We start from the raw sequence: 17,060 nt of genomic DNA, 5'->3' as shown, positions 1-17,060 counted from the left end.
CGGCGGCCCCGAGATACACGCTAGATACACGCTAGATACACGCTAGATACACGCGAGGACACGCAAGATACGCCGCGCGCCGGAAGGAGCAATCTGGAACTAGAGCTTGCGGGAAATAAGTTCGCGCATGACCTCGTTCGTACCGCCGTAGATGCGCGATACCCGCATATCCACGAACGCGCGCGCAATCGGATATTCGAGCATGTAGCCGTATCCACCGTGCAGTTGCACCATGTCGTCGATGCATTTCCACATGGTTTCACTCGCGTACAGTTTGGCGACGGCCGCTTCTTCGACCGTCAACTTACGCCGTATGTGTTCGCCGATGTAGTAATCGACCATGGTGCGCAAGGCCACGGCTTGTGCCTTGACATCGGCCAGCTTGAAACGGGTGTTCTGAAAGTCCCACACGGTCTGGCCAAATGCCTTGCGGTCTTTCACGTATTCCAGAGTCTGTTCCAGCAGGCGCTCAACCTTGGCGGCGGCGTTCACCGCGATCATGAAACGCTCCTGAGGCAGGTCCTGCATCATGTACGCGAAGCCTTTGTTCTCCTCGCCCAGGCGGTTATCAACCGGCACCCGTACGTTGTCGAAGAACAGTTCCGCGGTGTCTTGCGCATGCATGCCGACTTTCTCGAGCTTGCGCCCCCGGCGAAAACCCTCGCGGTTCGTCTCCACCATGATCAGACTCACGCCCTTCGCGCCGGCGGCCGGATCGGTCTTGCAGACGACCAGCACCATGTCGGAGACGAAGCCATTGCTGATGAACGTTTTGCTACCGTTGATCACGTATTCGTCGCCCTCGCGCACGGCCGTCGTGCGGACCGACTTCAGATCGCTGCCGCCGCCGGGTTCGGTCATGGCAATGGCAAGGAGGGTTTCGCCGGCGCAGACCTTCGGCAACCAGCGCATCTTCTGCTCTTCAGTGCCGAGCCGGTTGATGTAGGGCGCGACGATGTCCGAGTGCAGGCCGATCGACCATCCGCTCACACCGCCATAGGCCAGTTCTTCCGCCAGGATCGCCGCATGGCCGAAGTCACCGCCGCCGCCGCCGTACTCGGTGGGCAACGTCGTGCACAGCATGCCTTCGCGCCCCGCCTTGAGCCAGGTCTCGCGATCAACCTCGCCCTCCTGGTTCCACGCTTGCTGGCGTGGCGCGCACTCACGCTCCATAAAGCGGCGCACGGATGTGCGGAATTGCTCGTGATCTTCACGATAGACGCGGCGAACAACTTCCATCTACTACTCCTCGCAGAAAGGGGAAGCGCGTCGCTCGCTTGTCCGCTCGACCTTTCGGCGGTACGCGAGACGACGCATCAATGCTTTCGATCATGCAGGAGGCGTTTTCGCAGGAAAGCCACCCATCTTGGGGGGGCCGGGCGAGGTATTGGTGGGTTGGGGTGCGGTCGTTTAGACCTACTCGGGGCGCTGCACCGGCGGAATGCCGCCGGAGAAATCCCGCAGTCGGGCTGCGGCCTCGTCACGCCCGGAGACGCCGAGCTTCATATAGATATTCTTCAGATGCCACTTCACCGTTTCAGGAGCCACACCGAGCACACGCGCAATTCTTTTGTTCGGCATAGCCATCGCGAGAAGTTCGAGCACTTCGGTTTCGCGCTCGCTAAGCGCTTTTATCCCACCGCCCGCATCGGCAGCCTGTGCGGCTGAGAGCCCAGCGCCGGCGGTATTGGCGCACGCGTCAAGCCGCTGAACGTAGAACGCCAGGACGGGCTCAAGCGCTTCTCTCTGAAGAATCGCGTCCAGCAATTGTGGCAAATCCGGCGTAGCGTCGACGAGCGTTCGCTGCAATCCCAGACGATGCCCGAGTTGAATGGCCGCCAGCAGATTGTCCCTGGCCGAGCGGTCGGACCCGCGCGCCAGTTCGGCCAAGGCGAGTTGCACACGCAAGCTCGCCGCACGCCGCCATCGCCCGCCTTCTTCGGACATTGCGACGAGTGGAAGAAGCCGCGAACGGGCGTCGTCAAATGCCTTTCGGTGCAACGACATGTCGATCCGCGCTCTCTCCGTGGCGACCCGGACTTCCAGCGCGGTGCCGCGCGTTGCATCGGCATAGCGGGCGCCGAGCGCTGCGGCGCGTTTGAGCGCTGCGTCAGCCTGATCCATCTCGCCCTGCATGAGGCTCAAGCGCACCGACTCGCGAAGGGCGTGAGCTAGCAGCCGGTCAAGCCGATATCTGAGCGCGTAGTCCTCCAGCCGTTCTATATAGGCATAGGCCTCCAGAGGCCGCCGCTCGAGGCTGTGGGCGGCGCTCAGCGTGACGAACGCACTCAGGACGATGTCCGGGATGGAGACTCGCTCCATGAAGTCGACGCGCTCCTCGATCATCGTGCGCGCGGCATCGAAATCATTGAGCTCATACAGCGCGTCGCCGAGCAAACCTGTCGCCATACAGGTGGCACCGATGTACGCCGCGCCGAATTTTTCCGCGTCTTTGAGCACCTCACGGTAAATGCCTTCGGCGATGACCATCCGGCCTTCCAGCGCGTGACTCATGCCGGTCAGACAGCGTGCAAGCAGGTCGACGCGTGGCGCGCCCTCGCGGCGGGTGCCGTTTTTCAGCACTTCGCGTGCCGTTTCGTACTCGCCCCTGTACATATGCATCCAGGACGTGATGGTGCTGCACCCGGATAGCTTGAAGTCGTCGGTATGTGCAGGCGGTCGTTGCAGTTCCGGCAGAATCGCCGCCAACGCCTCGGTGTCGTCGCGCTGCAGTGCGACCAGGCCGCATAACAAGGTCAGCGTAAAACGTTGATGCTCATCGAGCCCACCGCCTGCAGCTTCGACTTGCATCGACTGGATGGACTGTTCGGCAACGTCGAGATTGCGCGCGGCCAGTTGCAGATGGGCGGCCAGAAGGCGCAGATCGAACCGCGCTTCGACCACGTCGTGCGGTAGCTGCCGCAGCAGACCGGCGATCTGGCCAAGCTCGCCCTGCGCGACCAGTGCCGGCGCGCACGCCTGCACCATATCGGCCGCGGCTTGCGGCTCGTCGGCAAGAACTGAGTGACGCACCGCTTCATCGACAAAACCATGCTGGTCGAACCAACGCCAGGCCTTTGCGTGCAGCGCTCGCCGCTCAGCCTCCGAAAGCGTAGCGACGCGGGCCTGCAATACCTCGCGCAGCAGCGGATGCAGCCGGTACCATGTTTCCCGGTCGCGCCCGCTCACCTGTTCGAGGAAAAGATTTTCAGCCTCCAGATGAACGAGCCGGGTCGACATGGGCACGAGAGCATGCGGTTGGCCCATCAGGGTCGCGCATAACGAAGGACAAAAACGGTCGCAGATGGAGAGGCACGCCAACAGTTCGAGGTCCTCCGGTGCCAGCCGGGTCAGTACTTCGCGCTCGAAATAATCCGCGAAAGCGCGAGCGTCATGCACCTGAATACAGGCATAGCGCCCGTCGCGGCGACTCTTCAGATCCACCGCGAATAGCTGCAGGCCAGCAATCCAGCCGCCGGTCAGTTCGTACAGAACCTGTGCGTCGCGAGAATCGATTTCGCCTAGCTGGTCACGCAGAAACTGCTCGGACTCGGCGGGCGAGAAGCGCAGATCGCGCAGGTCGAACTCACTGCACTGTCCCTGAGACTCGAAGCGCCACAGGGACAGTTGCAGCGCGCTTCGAGAGGCGACGATCAGATGAAAATGAGCCGGGGCATAGTCGATCAGATGTTGCAGCGCGAGCGTGACCAGCGGATCGGTGAGATGCTGCACGTCGTCAAGCATGAGCACCAGTTCGCGTGACCGGCGGGCCATGCCGCTGACGAGCATGATCATGCGGTGTTCGATTTTCGAGGCTTCCCAGTCCTCGCCCGACAACTGCGCGACTTCGCACACCATGGCCGGATCCACTTCTGCGAGACTGGCCAGCAAACAGTCGAAAAAACGCGCAGGATCGTTATCGTCAGCGGTCAGCGAAAGCCATGCGACGTCGAAATCGAAGGAAAGCAACGCCTGCCGCCATGTCACCAGCGTCGTCGTTTTGCCGCTGCCCGCGGGTCCGCGGAGCAATACGACGCGCTGCCGCCGCGTTGCAACGAGCCGTGCGAGCAGCGCTTCTCGCGGCAGCAAACGACGCGCCGCACGCGGCGGAGTCAGTTTGGTGCCGGCAATCGAGGCTTCAATGTGGCTAGGGGGACGGGACACTTCGCTCAATGGCGTATCGGACTGGAACATGAGGCGAAAACTTGATGCACGGCTGGGCGCAAGTACACGTGTACCCCGCAAATGCAATCAGGAGCAGCAGAATCACGGGGAATTATATCCCGCCGTCAATCGCCGGGCCGCCGCCACTGCTCGTTGAGGATGCGCGCACTAGCCTCTAGCCGCTCACCGGCGAGGCACCCGCGAAGTGCGCGCCGTCGAACGAAAGGGTTGCGAACGCCGCTTAAGGCGGATTCACCTGACGAAAGAGCCGTATGCCCGGGAGGCTGTACCTGCTAACGCTGTCGGTCACTCCCTGAGCCCCACCCGGAGCGGCCATGCGGGCGCTTGAGCGCCCCCCTTTAATGGGGGGGGGTCCGCTGGAAAGGCCCCGTGGATACTGCGATGATATTGGCTCGGGCCAGCAGTGGAGCGGTGTGCGCTAGTTGACGCAATGCCGTCTGCGGAGCCCGGCAAGTAGCAAAAAACGATCGACGGAGACGAGAGATGTACTTGACACAAGGGCTGCATCGCAGCGTGCAGCAACGGCCGAACGCGACAGCGATACATTTCGACAGCGAAGCACGGACCTTCGCCGAACTCGGTGCGCGCGTCGCGCGGCTCGCAGGAGCGCTTCGGCAACTGGGCGTCGGCAATGGCGAGCGGGTCGCCATGCTGTCAGTCAATTCGCCGCGATACATCGAGTACTACATGGCAACGCCGTGGGCGGGCGGCGTATTGAATCCGCTCAACATCCGGTGGAGCGCGAGCGAACTGCTGTACGCGCTGAACGACTCCGGCACGTCCATCCTGATCGTCGATGAAACGTTCCGCGACCTTGGCCTCAAACTGGCGCGCGAAGCCGCCACACTGCGTCATGTCATCTACGCCGGTGACGACGATGTTCCCGAAGGCATGCTGAGTTACGAAAGCCTGATCGCCCAATCTGAAGCGGTAGAAGATGCGGGCCGTCAGGGCGACGATCTCGCCGGCATCTTCTACACGGGCGGCACCACCGGTTTCCCGAAAGGCGTGATGCTGAGCCATACGAACCTCGGCGTGGCCATGCTCGCTACACTCGCGGTCGGTCACGTTGTGCCAGGCACGGTGTTTCTTCATGCAATGCCGATGTTCCACCTGGCAGGTTTCGCGGCAATCAATGCGCTCCTCGCGTGCGGCGGTGTGCATGTCGTCACCCCGGCCTTCACGCCCCAAACGACGATGGAAGCTATTTCCAAACATGGCGTGAACCGGGTCATGCTGGCGCCAACGATGCTTCAGATGATGCTCGACTGGATCGACAATCATCCGGATCAGAGCACGAGCCTGAACAAGTCTTCTCTCACGCGGATCATGTACGGCGCTTCACCGATTTCGCAGTCGCTGCTACGGCGCGCGCAGAAGATGTTTCCTAAAGCCGAATTTGTTCAGGGCTACGGCATGACGGAACTCTCGCCCGTCTGTGCTTCGCTCGGGGCGGAATACCATACCGACGAAGCCTACGCGAGCGGCAAGATGCGCGCCGCGGGTCGACCCTTGATGTGTGTCGAGGTCAGGATCGTCGACTCAGAGGACCGGGAAGTACCGCGCGGCACAACGGGCGAAATTATCGTACGTGGTCCGAATGTGATGCTGGGTTACTGGAACCTGCCGGAGGCAACAGCCGAAACACTGCGCAACGGCTGGATGCACACCGGCGACGGTGGATATATGGACGACGACGGTCTGCTCTATGTTGTCGATCGCCTGAAGGACATGATCGTCTCCGGCGGTGAAAACATCTATTCCGCCGAAGTCGAAAACGCTATCTCCAGCCACCCGGCTGTCGCTCAATGCGCCGTAATCGGAATACCCAATGACAGATGGGGCGAATCCGTTCACGCGGTGATCGTCGCGAAGCCCGGCGAGGCCGCGACAGCCGAGGACATTCAGGCGCATTGTCGTGAACGCATCGCGGGATACAAGTGCCCCCGTAGCGTGGAGTTCCGCGAATCGCTTCCTATCTCGCCTGTTGGAAAAATTCAAAAGAACACACTGCGCGAGACGTTCTGGTCAAACCGGAAACGTGGCGTAGCTTGAGGAAGCCGCCGCCGACCTGGCGTTCCCTCGGGTCTGCGGCGCAAATGCAGGTCACAACCCCACAGTTGTTTCTTCGAGGAAACAGGCATAACAGCGGGGTTTGCTTATTCTGTCGGACGCCAAAGCCGGTCGTACAGGCGTCGTTGATCCCGACAATTCTCTAGCGCCCATGTCTGCGCGGCTCTTCATGTTGGCGTTAACGTACAAAGCGACGTTGCCGCCCGGCGAACTTCGTTCTGCTTTGAGTCCCGCATCGATCGCGACAAACGCATCAATCGCGCACGCGTTCCGGCACAAGCTCAACAAACTTGCGCGCCATCTTCCACGCAGTCTCGCGGCAAAAAGATCAACGCCCTCCATCTGGCGATTACGCGAGATACCAGGGAAAACGACTGGCCAGCTCTTCCAGTAAATAGGTAGATCGGACTACGACAGTCCGCGATTGAGAAACGACAATGTCTCTCAATTGAGGAGACAAACGAAAACGTAAAGCCGAACGTACGCCGTACAAGCTTTGGCTTCAGGCGAATGCGGGCGAGTGACATTGCCGGTACGAACGTCAACGCTCACCGAAGCACCTCTCAAAACACCGACAGAATCGCAAACGTATGCACCGCATCGATGGACGCTCGGGCGACGAAAGTAGTCCCGAATCGATCTCTGTATTTCGGCCTTTTATAACAACGAAGAGGAGACGCAATGAAGTTGAAATGGTTTGTGGTGGCCACCATGGCTACGATTGGCAGCACGGCATACGCGGAATCGTCAGTGACGCTCTTTGGCGTGCTCGACTCGGGTCTGCTGTATCAAAGCACGTCCGCAGCATCGTTCAACCCGGCGGGCAAGAACCTCGGACGGCTTTATACACTCAAGGACGGTGGAATCTATTCGAGCTTGTGGGGCCTTAAGGGTACCGAAGATATCGGCGGAGGATATTCCGTCAATTTCAGGTTGCAAGGCGCATTCACCAGCACCTCCGGCGCACTCCGCCTGTCGGATACGCCGGGCGTGTCGGCAATGTTCAATCAGGAATCGAGCGTCGGCGTGTCCGGCCCGTTCGGCTCGATCAACGCAGGTCGTCAGTTCGCACCGATGGCTTACGCGCTCGCCGAGACCGACGTACGCGGCGGACAGTACTTCGGCAGCATCCTGACTAGCTGGTTAGGTATGAATCAGTCCGCGGGCTGGGTCGGCACCTCAACCAACGGACCGATAGGCGCTCTGTATGACAGTAACGCGATCGTCTATAACTCGCCCAAGTTTGCTGGCGTGAGCGTGGCGCTGGAATATGCGCCCGGCGGAGTGGCGGGCAGCATCCAGGGCGGCACGCGTGAATCAGCGGTGCTGAAGTATTCCAACTATGGGCTGAGTCTCGCGGCCATTTACTACAACGGTCACGACTCGAATCCTGGAACCACGGTCCCCACTGGCCGCGATAACAATCGATTCATGTATGCCGGCGGAGAATATACGACTCACGGTTTCTCCGTGTCCGCGTCATACGCAAATGGTCGCGACCCGTCGCGATCGAACGTGGTGGACCTTGACATGATTTCAGGCGGCCTCGGCTATCGGTTCACGCCCGCGTTCAGGGTCACGAGCGGCATCTACTATCTCAAAGACGCCAACAACTCCGCCAATAAGTCCCTCGAATTCGCCGTGGGCGTTGATTACAGCCTTTCGAAAGCGACGACTTTGTATGCGCAGGCTGGCCACGTGAACAACGAGGGAACGATGACCACAACGCTCACGTATGGTGCTCCAGTAGCGCCCCATTCGGCGACGACTGCGGTCAACCTCGGCATACGCCACACATTCTAAAAACTCGACAGACCTTATCGCGTGCCGGATCGACATGCGAGAAGGTCTTTAGTACACGTCTTGCCCTTCGCGGCGACAGGCGTGACGTCGGAAACACACTGCTTTCGGTGTCGCGAGGATGTCACCTGCGATACCAGATTATGTTTGCTTTGAAGTCCGGAGAAGGAAATGAGAGTGTTTGTAGCAGTAAAACGGGTGATCGACGCCAACGTAAAAGTGAGCGTCAAATCGGACAATACAGGTCCCGACCTCGCAAACGTGAAGATGTCCATGAATCCGTTCGACGAGATCGCCGTGGAAGAAGCGGTGCGCCTTAGGGAAGCCGGTGTGGCAACGGAAGTCGTCGCCGTGTCGTGCGGTGTGACGCAATGTCAGGAAACGCTGCGCACGGCGCTGGCAATCGGCGCGGACCGCGCGATCCTAGTCGAGTCGAATGAAGATCTTCAGCCGCTGGCCGTGGCCAAGCTGTTCAAGGCACTGATCGACAAGGAACAGCCGCAACTGGTGATCCTTGGCAAGCAAGCCATTGACGATGACTCCAACCAGACCGGGCAGATGCTGGCGGCGCTCGCTGGTCTGCCGCAAGCCACCTTCGCCTCGAAGCTGACGGTCGCCGACGGCAAAGCGACGGTAGCGCGCGAAGTGGATGGCGGCGCGGAAACACTCTCGCTGACGCTCCCGGCTGTGATTACGACGGACCTTCGCCTCAATGAGCCGCGCTACGTGACGCTGCCCAACATCATGAAGGCAAAGAAGAAGCCGCTGGAAACGCTCAAGCCCGAGGACCTTGGTGTGGACGTCAAGCCGCGCCTGAAAACGTTGAAGGTAGTCGAACCGTCGAAGCGTAGCGCCGGCGTGAAGGTCGCCGACGTGAACGCGCTGATCGAGAAGCTGAAGACCGAAGCCAAGGTCTTGTGAGAGAACCTGAGAGATCAAATAAATGACGATTCTGATAATTGCAGAACACAACAATGCTTCAGTGAAAGCAGTCACGCTCAACACAGTGGCGGCGGGAGCCGTGCTTGCCACGCTGGGTGTTGGCGACATCCACGTGCTGATAGCAGGCCACAACGCGCACGGCGCGGCCGAGGCCGCTGCGAAGATTGCAGGCGTGAGCAAGGTACTTCTCGCTGACGCGCCCCAACTCGCGGCGGGACTTGCGGAAAACCTCGAAGCGACCGTGCTGAACCTGGCGAAGGACTACTCGCACATCCTCGCGCCCGCGACGGCTTACGGCAAGAACATCGCGCCACGTATTGCCGCGAGGCTCGATGTCGCACAGATCAGCGACATCACTGCGGTGGATAGCGCCGACACATTCGAACGCCCGATCTACGCAGGCAACGCGATCGCAACGGTGCAATCGTCTGACCCGATCAAAGTGATCACGGTCCGCACGACCGGCTTCGACCCGGTCGCGGCGGAAGGCGGTAGCGCCGTGATAGAGACGATTCAGGCGGCAGCGGATGCAGGCATCTCGCAGTTCGTGAGTCGTGAGGTGACAAAACTGGACCGTCCGGAACTGACGAGCGCGTCGATCATCGTCTCCGGTGGTCGCGGGCTTGGCAGCGGCGAAAATTATACGAAGGTGCTGGAGCCGCTCGCCGACAAGCTCGGTGCCGCATTGGGCGCCTCGCGCGCGGCAGTGGACGCGGGCTTCGTGCCGAACGACTACCAGGTCGGTCAGACGGGCAAGATCGTCGCGCCGCAACTGTATCTTGCAGTCGGTATCTCGGGTGCGATCCAGCACCTCGCGGGGATGAAAGACTCGAAGGTGATCGTCGCGATCAATAAAGATCCGGAAGCACCCATCTTTAGCGTCGCCGATTACGGTCTGGTAGGCGATCTTTTTGCCGCGGTGCCTGAGCTTACTTCGGCGCTATAAGCGTCTGTTGCCAAAGGGGTTGCACCAGCAACAGTCACGCCGTTGCCCACATCGACGTGATAATGCCGACATCGGTGCAACTTGCCAGGTTGTTCCGATGTCGGCATATTTCCGTTATGCGCTCAATGCTTCAATCAGATCACTAGTCTTGGGCAATCGCTCGACCAATCACAATACGCTGAATATCGTTTGCACCTTCGTAGATCTGACACACGCGCACATCGCGGCAAATGCGCTCGACGGGAAAGTCGGAAAGGTATCCGTAGCCACCGTGAACCTGGACAGCATCCGAGCACACTTTCTCAGCCATTTCGGACGCAAACATTTTCGCCATCGAAGCTTCTTTCAAGCAAGGCTTACCCGCATCCTTAAGCATGGCGGCCCGCCATACCATCAGACGCGCGGCGTCCAGCTGTGTTGCCATATCGGCGAGACGGAAGCTGACCGCCTGATGCTCGATGATGGGCTTGCCAAACGTCTCGCGCTCTTTCGCGTATCTGACCGCGGCATTGAATGCGGCCCGCGCCATACCCACCGCTTGCGCTGCAATCCCGATGCGCCCCGCTTCGAGATTGGAGAGCGCAATCTTGTAGCCCTCTCCTTCAGCGCCCATCATCGCACTCGCCGGCACGCGGCAATTTTCGAAAACAATCTGCGCAGTGTCCGATGCGTGTTGCCCCATCTTGTCTTCAACACGCGCGACGATGTAGCCCGGCGTCGCGGTCGGCACGAGGAAGCATGAGATGCCCTTCTTGCCGGCAGTCTTATCCGATACCGCAAAGACGATGGCGACATCGGCGTGCTTGCCTGTGGTGATGAACTGTTTGACGCCGTTCAGCACCCAGTGGTCCCCATCCTTCACCGCCGTGGTTCGCAGTGCCGAGGCGTCGGAACCTACGTGCGGCTCGGTCAGGCAAAAGCAGCCGAGTGCTTTTCCTCTCGCCAGCGGCTTTAACCATTCCTCCTTCTGAGCATCAGAGCCATACTTGAGCGTGATGCCACACGCGAGAGAGTTCTGCACGCTGACAATGGTCGACGTCGCGCCATCGCCTGCAGCTATTTCCTCGATCGCGAGCACAAGGCTCATGTAGTCCATGCCGGCGCCGCCCCACTCCTCCGGAACAGTCATACCGAGTGCGCCCAATTCGCCGAGCTCTCTCAGCGCTTCCGATGGGAAAGTGTGATTGCGATCCCACTCAGCGGCATGCGGAGCCAGCCGTTCTTCGGCGAAGGCTCGCATGCTGTCGCGGATCATTTCCTGTTCTTGCGTCAAGATCATCGTGTCCTCCTGAGACTCAAAGCATCTCAATGGCCATAGCCGTTGCTTCCCCGCCGCCGATACACAAGCTGGCGATACCGCGTTTGCCGCCGCTATTCCTGAGTGTGCCGATAAGCGTCACCAGAAGACGGGCGCCCGATGCCCCAATAGGATGACCGAGCGCGCACGCGCCGCCATGCGTATTGACCTGCGAACGGTCGAGTTCGAGATCTCTGATGGCAGCCATCGCAACGACCGCAAATGCTTCGTTGATTTCCCACGCATCGACATCATGGACTGCCCAGTCGGTCTTCGACAGCAGCTTCTGTATGGCGCCTACCGGCGCCGTCGTGAATAACCTGGGTTCCTGCGCGTGAGTCGTATGACCCACGATCATCGCGATTGGCTTGACGCCGAGCTTCTCCGCAGTGGATCGCCGCATCATCACCAAGGCGGCCGCACCATCGGAAATGGAGCTCGAGTTCGCCGCGGTCACCGTGCCGTCTTTCCTGAACGAAGGCTTCAGCCCGGCGATCTTGTCGAGGCGAGCCTTGGGCGGCTGCTCATCGTGCTCGATCACACGGTCTCCGGATTTGCCGACAGCGGTCACAGGCGCAATTTCCCATGCGAATACGCCGTTCTTTATCGCGTCCTGTGCGCGGATTGTCGACGACGTCGCGTAGGCATCCTGGTCCTCTCGCGTGAAGCCATACTGGGTCGCACACTCTTCTGCAAAGGTCCCCATCAGGCGGCCTTTGTCGAAATAGGCGTCTTCCAGTCCGTCGAAGAACATGTGATCGAGAACCTGGCCGTGGCCCAACCGGAAGCCGCCCCGCGCTTTGGGCAGGAGATACGGTGCATTGGTCATGGATTCCATGCCACCGGCCACCATCACGTCGCTGCTGCCCGCCGCCAACGCGTCATGCGCAGCCATGGCGGCCTTCATGCCGGAGCCGCAGACTTTGCCAACCGTCGAGCACGCGACAGACAGCGGGAGCCCCGCGTTGATGCTAGCCTGGCGCGCCGGAGCCTGGCCGAGGGCCGCCGGAAGCACGCAACCCATGACGACTTCGTGAACATCTGCGGCGTCGATACCCGCGCGCTCGACAGCGGCCTTGATGGCGACTCCGCCGAGTTGTGGGGCACTTAAGCCGGACAAGTCGCCTTGAAAGCCGCCCATCGGCGTGCGAGCGACTGAAACAATGACTACGGGATCGTTACTCATCGAATCTCACCTGGAAAGAAGCGGAATGCCTGATCATTTTGCGGCCATGCGAATCGCGCCATCCAACCGGATGACTTCGCCGTTCAGGTACTGATTCGTCAGGATGTGCTCCGCGAGTGCAGCAAATTCGAGAGGCTTGCCCATACGTGGTGGGAACGGAACCGTTCTCCCGAGGGATTCCTGAACCTCGCCGGGCATGCTCGTCAGCATGGGCGTTTCCATGATGCCAGGGGCAATGGTCATGAGGCGGATCCCGAAGCGAGCCAATTCACGCGCAACAGGCAATGTCATGGCCACCACGCCGCCCTTGGAGGCGGCGTAAGCGGCCTGCCCCACTTGCCCGTCGAATGCCGCCACAGAAGCTGTATTGATGATGACGCCACGCTCACCGGCCACGTCGGGCTCAGAGGCCGACATGACTGCAGCGGCAAGGCGAATCATGTTAAACGTGCCCACCAGATTGATGGTGATGGTTCGCGCGAACGCTTCGAGCCTGTGCGGTCCGTCGCGTCCCACCACTTTTTCTGCGGGAGCTACTCCGGCGCAATTGATAAGCCCGCGTAGGGTTCCCATTTCGCCCGCAGCGGCCAACGCAGCGCCGGCGCTTGCTTCGCTCGTCACATCGGTAAGGACGAAACGGGCTCTTGCACCTAGCGCTTTCGCCGTCTCCACACCAGCCTGCTCGTTGACGTCGGCCAGCAAGACGCTACCGCCTCGATGAACGATCAGCGCAGCCGTCGCGGCACCGAGGCCAGACCCGCCACCCGTCACAACAAATACGTTGCCTTCAATCTTCACACATCACCTCTTTTTTAGAATCCTGAGAGCCTGTCGTCGGTGACAGTTGTCTGCTTTCGATGCGTGAAGTCTAAAAGCGGCGAGCTCCGACTCCTAGGGCGAAAACCGTCAACCCAGGTGATACTATTGGCCACCATTTCTGCCCGCTTTCGCAACTTCGTATGCCCCCCAACATTGAAAGAGGCACCATAGCCATCAGCTTTGTACACGAGGCACTCGAGGGGGTTCGCCGCGGCGGGCACGACACGGCAAAGCTTCTGGAGCGGGCTGGCATTTCACCGGATTTGCTGGGACTGCGTCAGGCCCGCGTCTCAGCTGGCAACTATGGCAAGTTGTGGCACCTGATAGCCCGGGCTCTGGACGATGAATTCTTCGGCATGGATAGCCACAGGATGAAGGTGGGCAGCTTTACGCTTCTGTGCCATACCGTCATTCACTGCAAGAACCTCGACCACGCATTGACGCGGGCCCTGAGATTCATGCGAGTTGTCCTCGACGATATGGAAGGCGAGCTGATTCGGGAAGGGGATCTCGCAAGCATCGTCGTTTCAGATCGGCGAGAGAACGATGCAGAAAGGAACGAACCGCTGCCGGGACGCGCCTTCGCGTATGGAACATTTCTGCTTATTCTGCATGGCCTCGCCTGCTGGCTGGTCGGACGACGTATTCCGCTGCAGTCAGCAGATTTTCGGTGTGCGGAGCCGGGTTATAGCGGCGAATGGCGAGTGCTTTTTTCACCGACTCTACGTTTCAATCGACCGGACACCCGGATCGTTTTCCCGGCTGAGTTTCTAGACATGGCAATTGTCCAGAATGAACGTACGATGAAGGAATTCCTTCGCGTCGCGCCAACCAACTTCCTCGTCAAGTACAAGAATAGCGCGAGTCTGACGGCTCAAATACGCCGTCGCCTCCGGGAGGTCGAGCCAGCCGAGTGGCCTGATTTTGCAGATCTCGCGAAACAGTTCAACACGTCGCCGTCGACGCTGCGTCGCCGCATGGATGCGGAGGGGCAATCCTACCGAGACATTCTCGACGACTTGCGTCTAGATCTGGCTGTTTCACTGCTCAGCGATTCCAACCGGACGATCGCAGATATTGCAACCGAACTTGGTTTTGCGGAAGCGAGCACATTCCATCGTGCGTTCAAGAAATGGACCGGTGCGCGACCCAGCGAGTATCGCGCAGGTAAAGCAGCGTAGAGAATCAAGGCCCGAGGTTCTTTTGCCCGCAGGCAAACAGTGTTTCGTATCCACCAACGTCTTGCTTCCCACTAGGGGGAAGCAAGACGTGCCGCGTGAATCAGCGGCGCGGACGAGATCGCGCTTTGCCCCCGGTAAGGCTCATCCAGAATGACAACCAGTGAAAGGACCATTCCAATAGCACCCATATGTAGTCGGACCTGCAAAATTCAGTTTGCGTAGCGAGCTATGCCGAAGGTGTGGCCTGTCGGCGAACGGTAATCAGCCCATCGAAAGTGGTTGTGACGAGCAAGCGCTGGTTTCAGCGTGACATTGGCGAGCCAATGCAGCAACGCGAGGATAAAAAATACGGACCTCAGGCCCAGGCGGACGATTGCGCGCAGTAACCAGCGCAGGTTGTAGCCGGCAGCACACAGCACCGCGTGTAGCGCATCGCCGGTTTGCCCTTTGAGCCAGCAACGCCGCATGCCGTGGTCGTGCTTCACATGGCCGATGATTGGTTCGATCGCCTGCCGTCGCTTGAGCCAACGGCGCTGCGTGCTGGTCAGGGTCTTGTGTTTGCCACGATGAATAAGGTGTACTGACGACACTTCGGCATCGACGCCACGAAACCCGAGATCAACCAGCGCGGTCTTCGGTTGCGGCGTACCGGGCAGATCCTGCAACAGGATGGCGCTCTGTTCGAGCTGCTCCGCCAGCGTGTGGCCGTCGTAGGGGTTGCCTGGAAACGCCCGTGCACCGACGATCAGTCCTTGTTTCTCGGTGATCGCGAGGCTTACCTTGACGCCGAACTCGTAGGGTTGCCGCGCCTTACCTTTGCCGATGCACTCAACTTCAGGCGCGTGCAGTGCGTACAACTTGTTCTTGTCCTTTGGACGTTGGCGGCAAATGCGCCATGCACGCTCGAGCCACACGCGCAGTTGCGTCTGCCGTTCGTCCGGGGCACCGGACAGCTTGCGTTCGATGTCGCGCAGTAACCTTCCCAATACTGTTCGCTGACGTTTGAGTACACGCCGTAGCCGCTTGAACTGCTTTGCATGCGCATAGCCGCCGGCGCGGCGACGCAGCCGTTTGCCTTCACGTTCGTACGTCTGCTTCAGTGCAAGACCAGCGCGTTGCGCCAACTGCACGAGTCTGGCGCGTGCCACCTCAAGCAGACGGCTGTCGGTCGGATACGCAATTGCCTTCTCCTGCACCGTTGTGTCGACAATCACGCGCTCAAATTCAACCGGTTTCACCGCCTTCATCTGCACCGCAGCCGCTATCGTCGCCGCCAGCAGTTCCTCGACGCCCGCTTCGCCCAGCGCCTGCCGAAAGCGCACCAGGTTGGTCGGATCGCACGGCAGACGCGGCTGAAAGTACTCCTCGCCACAGAAGAACTGGAAGTACACGTCCTGCGCCCAGCGCTCGCAAACCGCTTCGTCACTTTCGTTGTACGCGTGCTTCAGGTAGAGCAGTCCGACCATCAGCCGGATCGACAGGCGCGGACGCCCGGCAGCGCTTATGCCCGCACCCGCCAGCTTAGGCGCGACGCCGAACAGGTCGACCTCCTCGCTCACCCGGCCTTCGCGAGCACGCCCCTCGAAGATCGGTGTCAACGTCGCTTCAATCGACGTCCATGGCATCCGGTTAGCCAGCACGGCCAGCGGGTGACGCAAATCGATCATCGCATCCAGGCGGCTGCGAAAGAAATCCGGCGTGCTCATGGGCGGCTCTCACTCCCAGAAGATATGCCAATTCCATATTGAATCTGGGAGTTACGCAACCCTTTATTTACGCTTGTTCCCACGCCGCGTGTGCCTTCACGTCATTCTGCAGGACCGACTATGTACTGCAACGATGACCTTGTCTCTCCGCGTCATTTCAAACCGGCCGTTCATGATCATCGCGGCCAGCAGAAAAACGGAAATAACCCACCAGAACACCTGCGGAACAGTACCCATCGCATTTTCCAGCCGTAGCTGGCGAACAGTCTCCAGATCGTACATCGAACTACTGAGCGAGGATGCAAACGCCGGATTGTCGAATGCAATCGCCTGGATATCCGAAGCGACCTTATCCAGATCCGCGTCCGCCTCAACAGAAAGCGCAGGTACTTCTCTGCTAAGGGTTTTCCAATCTCTCGTTGACGCGTTTTGCACATAACGCTGCAAGTCGCGACGAGCGCCCTGCGCAGACGGACTTCCAATAAGCTTCAGATCCCGATTGACTCTCGTAATGATGGATGCCTCCCGGAGCACGGTATCTTCCGCCTTACTCAGATTCGCCCTGACGTCCGAGAGAACGTTGGACATAACGAATACCACGAACGCCAGCAGGCTTGCGTGCACTACGTCGGCGAGCGCGCTCCTCGACTGGACCTGTGCGTTGCGCTCAATCATTTTTCTTATGCCCACGGCGATGCCAACTGCTGTGACAGCGGTAGATATCCCCCCTACTGCCAATATGACGATATCAGGAAGGTGCGCAACAGCATTGATAAGCCAGATCATGGACATTCCAGGTTAATACCGGCAACGGACACGGGGGCTCCAGTGCACGTCACCCTATGCACATCCATACGCTGAACCTGATGCGATGGGCGTTTCGATCTTCTTCTTTCCCCGGCCGCCAAATGGCTGCCGATAATTG

At 59.8% G+C, this 17,060-nt stretch carries 12 protein-coding genes; 5 read left to right on the top strand and 7 right to left on the bottom strand.

The window, feature by feature from the left end:
• Nucleotides 1-99 precede the first annotated feature (99 nt).
• Both LPA36_RS01755 and LPA36_RS01750 read right to left on the bottom strand, forming a co-directional pair.
• Nucleotides 100-1,239: an acyl-CoA dehydrogenase family protein gene (locus LPA36_RS01755; protein WP_228874425.1), complete on the bottom strand. Its 1,140-nt coding sequence runs from the start codon at nucleotides 1,237-1,239 to the stop codon at nucleotides 100-102.
• A gap of 177 nt (nucleotides 1,240-1,416) precedes the next feature.
• On the bottom strand, nucleotides 1,417-4,194 hold the full coding sequence (locus LPA36_RS01750; RefSeq protein ID WP_228874424.1) for a LuxR C-terminal-related transcriptional regulator: 2,778 nt from the start codon (nucleotides 4,192-4,194) through the stop codon (nucleotides 1,417-1,419).
• A 474-nt stretch (nucleotides 4,195-4,668) separates the two neighbouring features.
• Between LPA36_RS01750 and LPA36_RS01745 the strand changes: the two genes are divergently transcribed.
• From LPA36_RS01745 to LPA36_RS01730, 4 genes are all read left to right on the top strand, one after another.
• Nucleotides 4,669-6,240: a long-chain-fatty-acid--CoA ligase gene (locus LPA36_RS01745; RefSeq protein ID WP_228874423.1), complete on the top strand. Its 1,572-nt coding sequence runs from the start codon at nucleotides 4,669-4,671 to the stop codon at nucleotides 6,238-6,240.
• Nucleotides 6,241-6,939: 699 nt separating this feature from the next.
• Complete coding sequence (locus tag LPA36_RS01740; protein ID WP_228874422.1) at nucleotides 6,940-8,061, top strand: porin; 1,122 nt, start codon at nucleotides 6,940-6,942, stop codon at nucleotides 8,059-8,061.
• Nucleotides 8,062-8,229: 168 nt separating this feature from the next.
• The gene (locus tag LPA36_RS01735) at nucleotides 8,230-8,979 is read left to right on the top strand and encodes an electron transfer flavoprotein subunit beta/FixA family protein (protein WP_228874421.1); all 750 of its coding nucleotides are present in this window, start codon (nucleotides 8,230-8,232) and stop codon (nucleotides 8,977-8,979) included.
• 22 nt (nucleotides 8,980-9,001) lie between these two features.
• A complete protein-coding gene (locus tag LPA36_RS01730; RefSeq protein ID WP_228874420.1) occupies nucleotides 9,002-9,946 on the top strand; it encodes an electron transfer flavoprotein subunit alpha/FixB family protein in 945 nt (314 codons plus the stop codon).
• A gap of 142 nt (nucleotides 9,947-10,088) precedes the next feature.
• Here the strand turns inward: LPA36_RS01730 and LPA36_RS01725 are convergent, their stop codons facing one another.
• From LPA36_RS01725 to LPA36_RS01715, 3 genes are read right to left on the bottom strand one after another with little or no spacing between them, the layout of a single operon-like run.
• A complete protein-coding gene (locus LPA36_RS01725; protein WP_228874419.1) occupies nucleotides 10,089-11,225 on the bottom strand; it encodes an acyl-CoA dehydrogenase in 1,137 nt (378 codons plus the stop codon).
• Nucleotides 11,226-11,241: 16 nt separating this feature from the next.
• Nucleotides 11,242-12,429, bottom strand: a complete 1,188-nt coding sequence (locus tag LPA36_RS01720) for an acetyl-CoA C-acyltransferase (protein WP_228874418.1) — start codon at nucleotides 12,427-12,429, stop codon at nucleotides 11,242-11,244.
• A 33-nt stretch (nucleotides 12,430-12,462) separates the two neighbouring features.
• Nucleotides 12,463-13,227 carry an SDR family NAD(P)-dependent oxidoreductase gene (locus LPA36_RS01715; RefSeq protein WP_228874417.1) on the bottom strand — a complete coding sequence of 255 codons (765 nt, stop codon included), beginning with the start codon at nucleotides 13,225-13,227 and terminating at the stop codon, nucleotides 12,463-12,465.
• Between the two features lie 161 nt (nucleotides 13,228-13,388).
• Here LPA36_RS01715 and LPA36_RS01710 point away from each other — a divergent pair, with 161 nt between their 5' ends.
• Nucleotides 13,389-14,429, top strand: a complete 1,041-nt coding sequence (locus LPA36_RS01710; protein WP_228874416.1) for an AraC family transcriptional regulator — start codon at nucleotides 13,389-13,391, stop codon at nucleotides 14,427-14,429.
• A gap of 209 nt (nucleotides 14,430-14,638) precedes the next feature.
• On the opposite strand, the gene LPA36_RS01705 is transcribed toward LPA36_RS01710, so the two are convergent.
• Both LPA36_RS01705 and LPA36_RS01700 read right to left on the bottom strand, forming a co-directional pair.
• Complete coding sequence (locus LPA36_RS01705) at nucleotides 14,639-16,135, bottom strand: IS5 family transposase (protein WP_228874415.1); 1,497 nt, start codon at nucleotides 16,133-16,135, stop codon at nucleotides 14,639-14,641.
• A gap of 96 nt (nucleotides 16,136-16,231) precedes the next feature.
• A complete protein-coding gene (locus LPA36_RS01700) occupies nucleotides 16,232-16,921 on the bottom strand; it encodes a bestrophin-like domain (RefSeq protein WP_228874414.1) in 690 nt (229 codons plus the stop codon).
• Between the last annotated feature and the right edge of the window lie 139 nt (nucleotides 16,922-17,060).

It is taken from the genome of Paraburkholderia saeva (genome assembly GCF_907164555.1).
Taxonomy (GTDB): Bacteria; Pseudomonadota; Gammaproteobacteria; order Burkholderiales; family Burkholderiaceae; genus Paraburkholderia; species Paraburkholderia saeva.
This window is presented reverse-complemented; position numbering and strand designations above follow the sequence as displayed.

Coding starts and splice junctions, on each gene's coding strand:
- LPA36_RS01705 (WP_228874415.1), bottom strand. CDS start 16,135: ATGAGCACGCCGGATTTCTTTCGCAGCCGCCTGGATGCGATGATCGAT.
- LPA36_RS01700 (WP_228874414.1), bottom strand. CDS start 16,921: ATGATCTGGCTTATCAATGCTGTTGCGCACCTTCCTGATATCGTCATA.
- LPA36_RS01735 (WP_228874421.1), top strand. CDS start 8,230: ATGAGAGTGTTTGTAGCAGTAAAACGGGTGATCGACGCCAACGTAAAA.
- LPA36_RS01750 (WP_228874424.1), bottom strand. CDS start 4,194: ATGTTCCAGTCCGATACGCCATTGAGCGAAGTGTCCCGTCCCCCTAGC.
- LPA36_RS01710 (WP_228874416.1), top strand. CDS start 13,389: ATGCCCCCCAACATTGAAAGAGGCACCATAGCCATCAGCTTTGTACAC.
- LPA36_RS01720 (WP_228874418.1), bottom strand. CDS start 12,429: ATGAGTAACGATCCCGTAGTCATTGTTTCAGTCGCTCGCACGCCGATG.
- LPA36_RS01725 (WP_228874419.1), bottom strand. CDS start 11,225: ATGATCTTGACGCAAGAACAGGAAATGATCCGCGACAGCATGCGAGCC.
- LPA36_RS01745 (WP_228874423.1), top strand. CDS start 4,669: ATGTACTTGACACAAGGGCTGCATCGCAGCGTGCAGCAACGGCCGAAC.
- LPA36_RS01740 (WP_228874422.1), top strand. CDS start 6,940: ATGAAGTTGAAATGGTTTGTGGTGGCCACCATGGCTACGATTGGCAGC.
- LPA36_RS01755 (WP_228874425.1), bottom strand. CDS start 1,239: ATGGAAGTTGTTCGCCGCGTCTATCGTGAAGATCACGAGCAATTCCGC.
- LPA36_RS01730 (WP_228874420.1), top strand. CDS start 9,002: ATGACGATTCTGATAATTGCAGAACACAACAATGCTTCAGTGAAAGCA.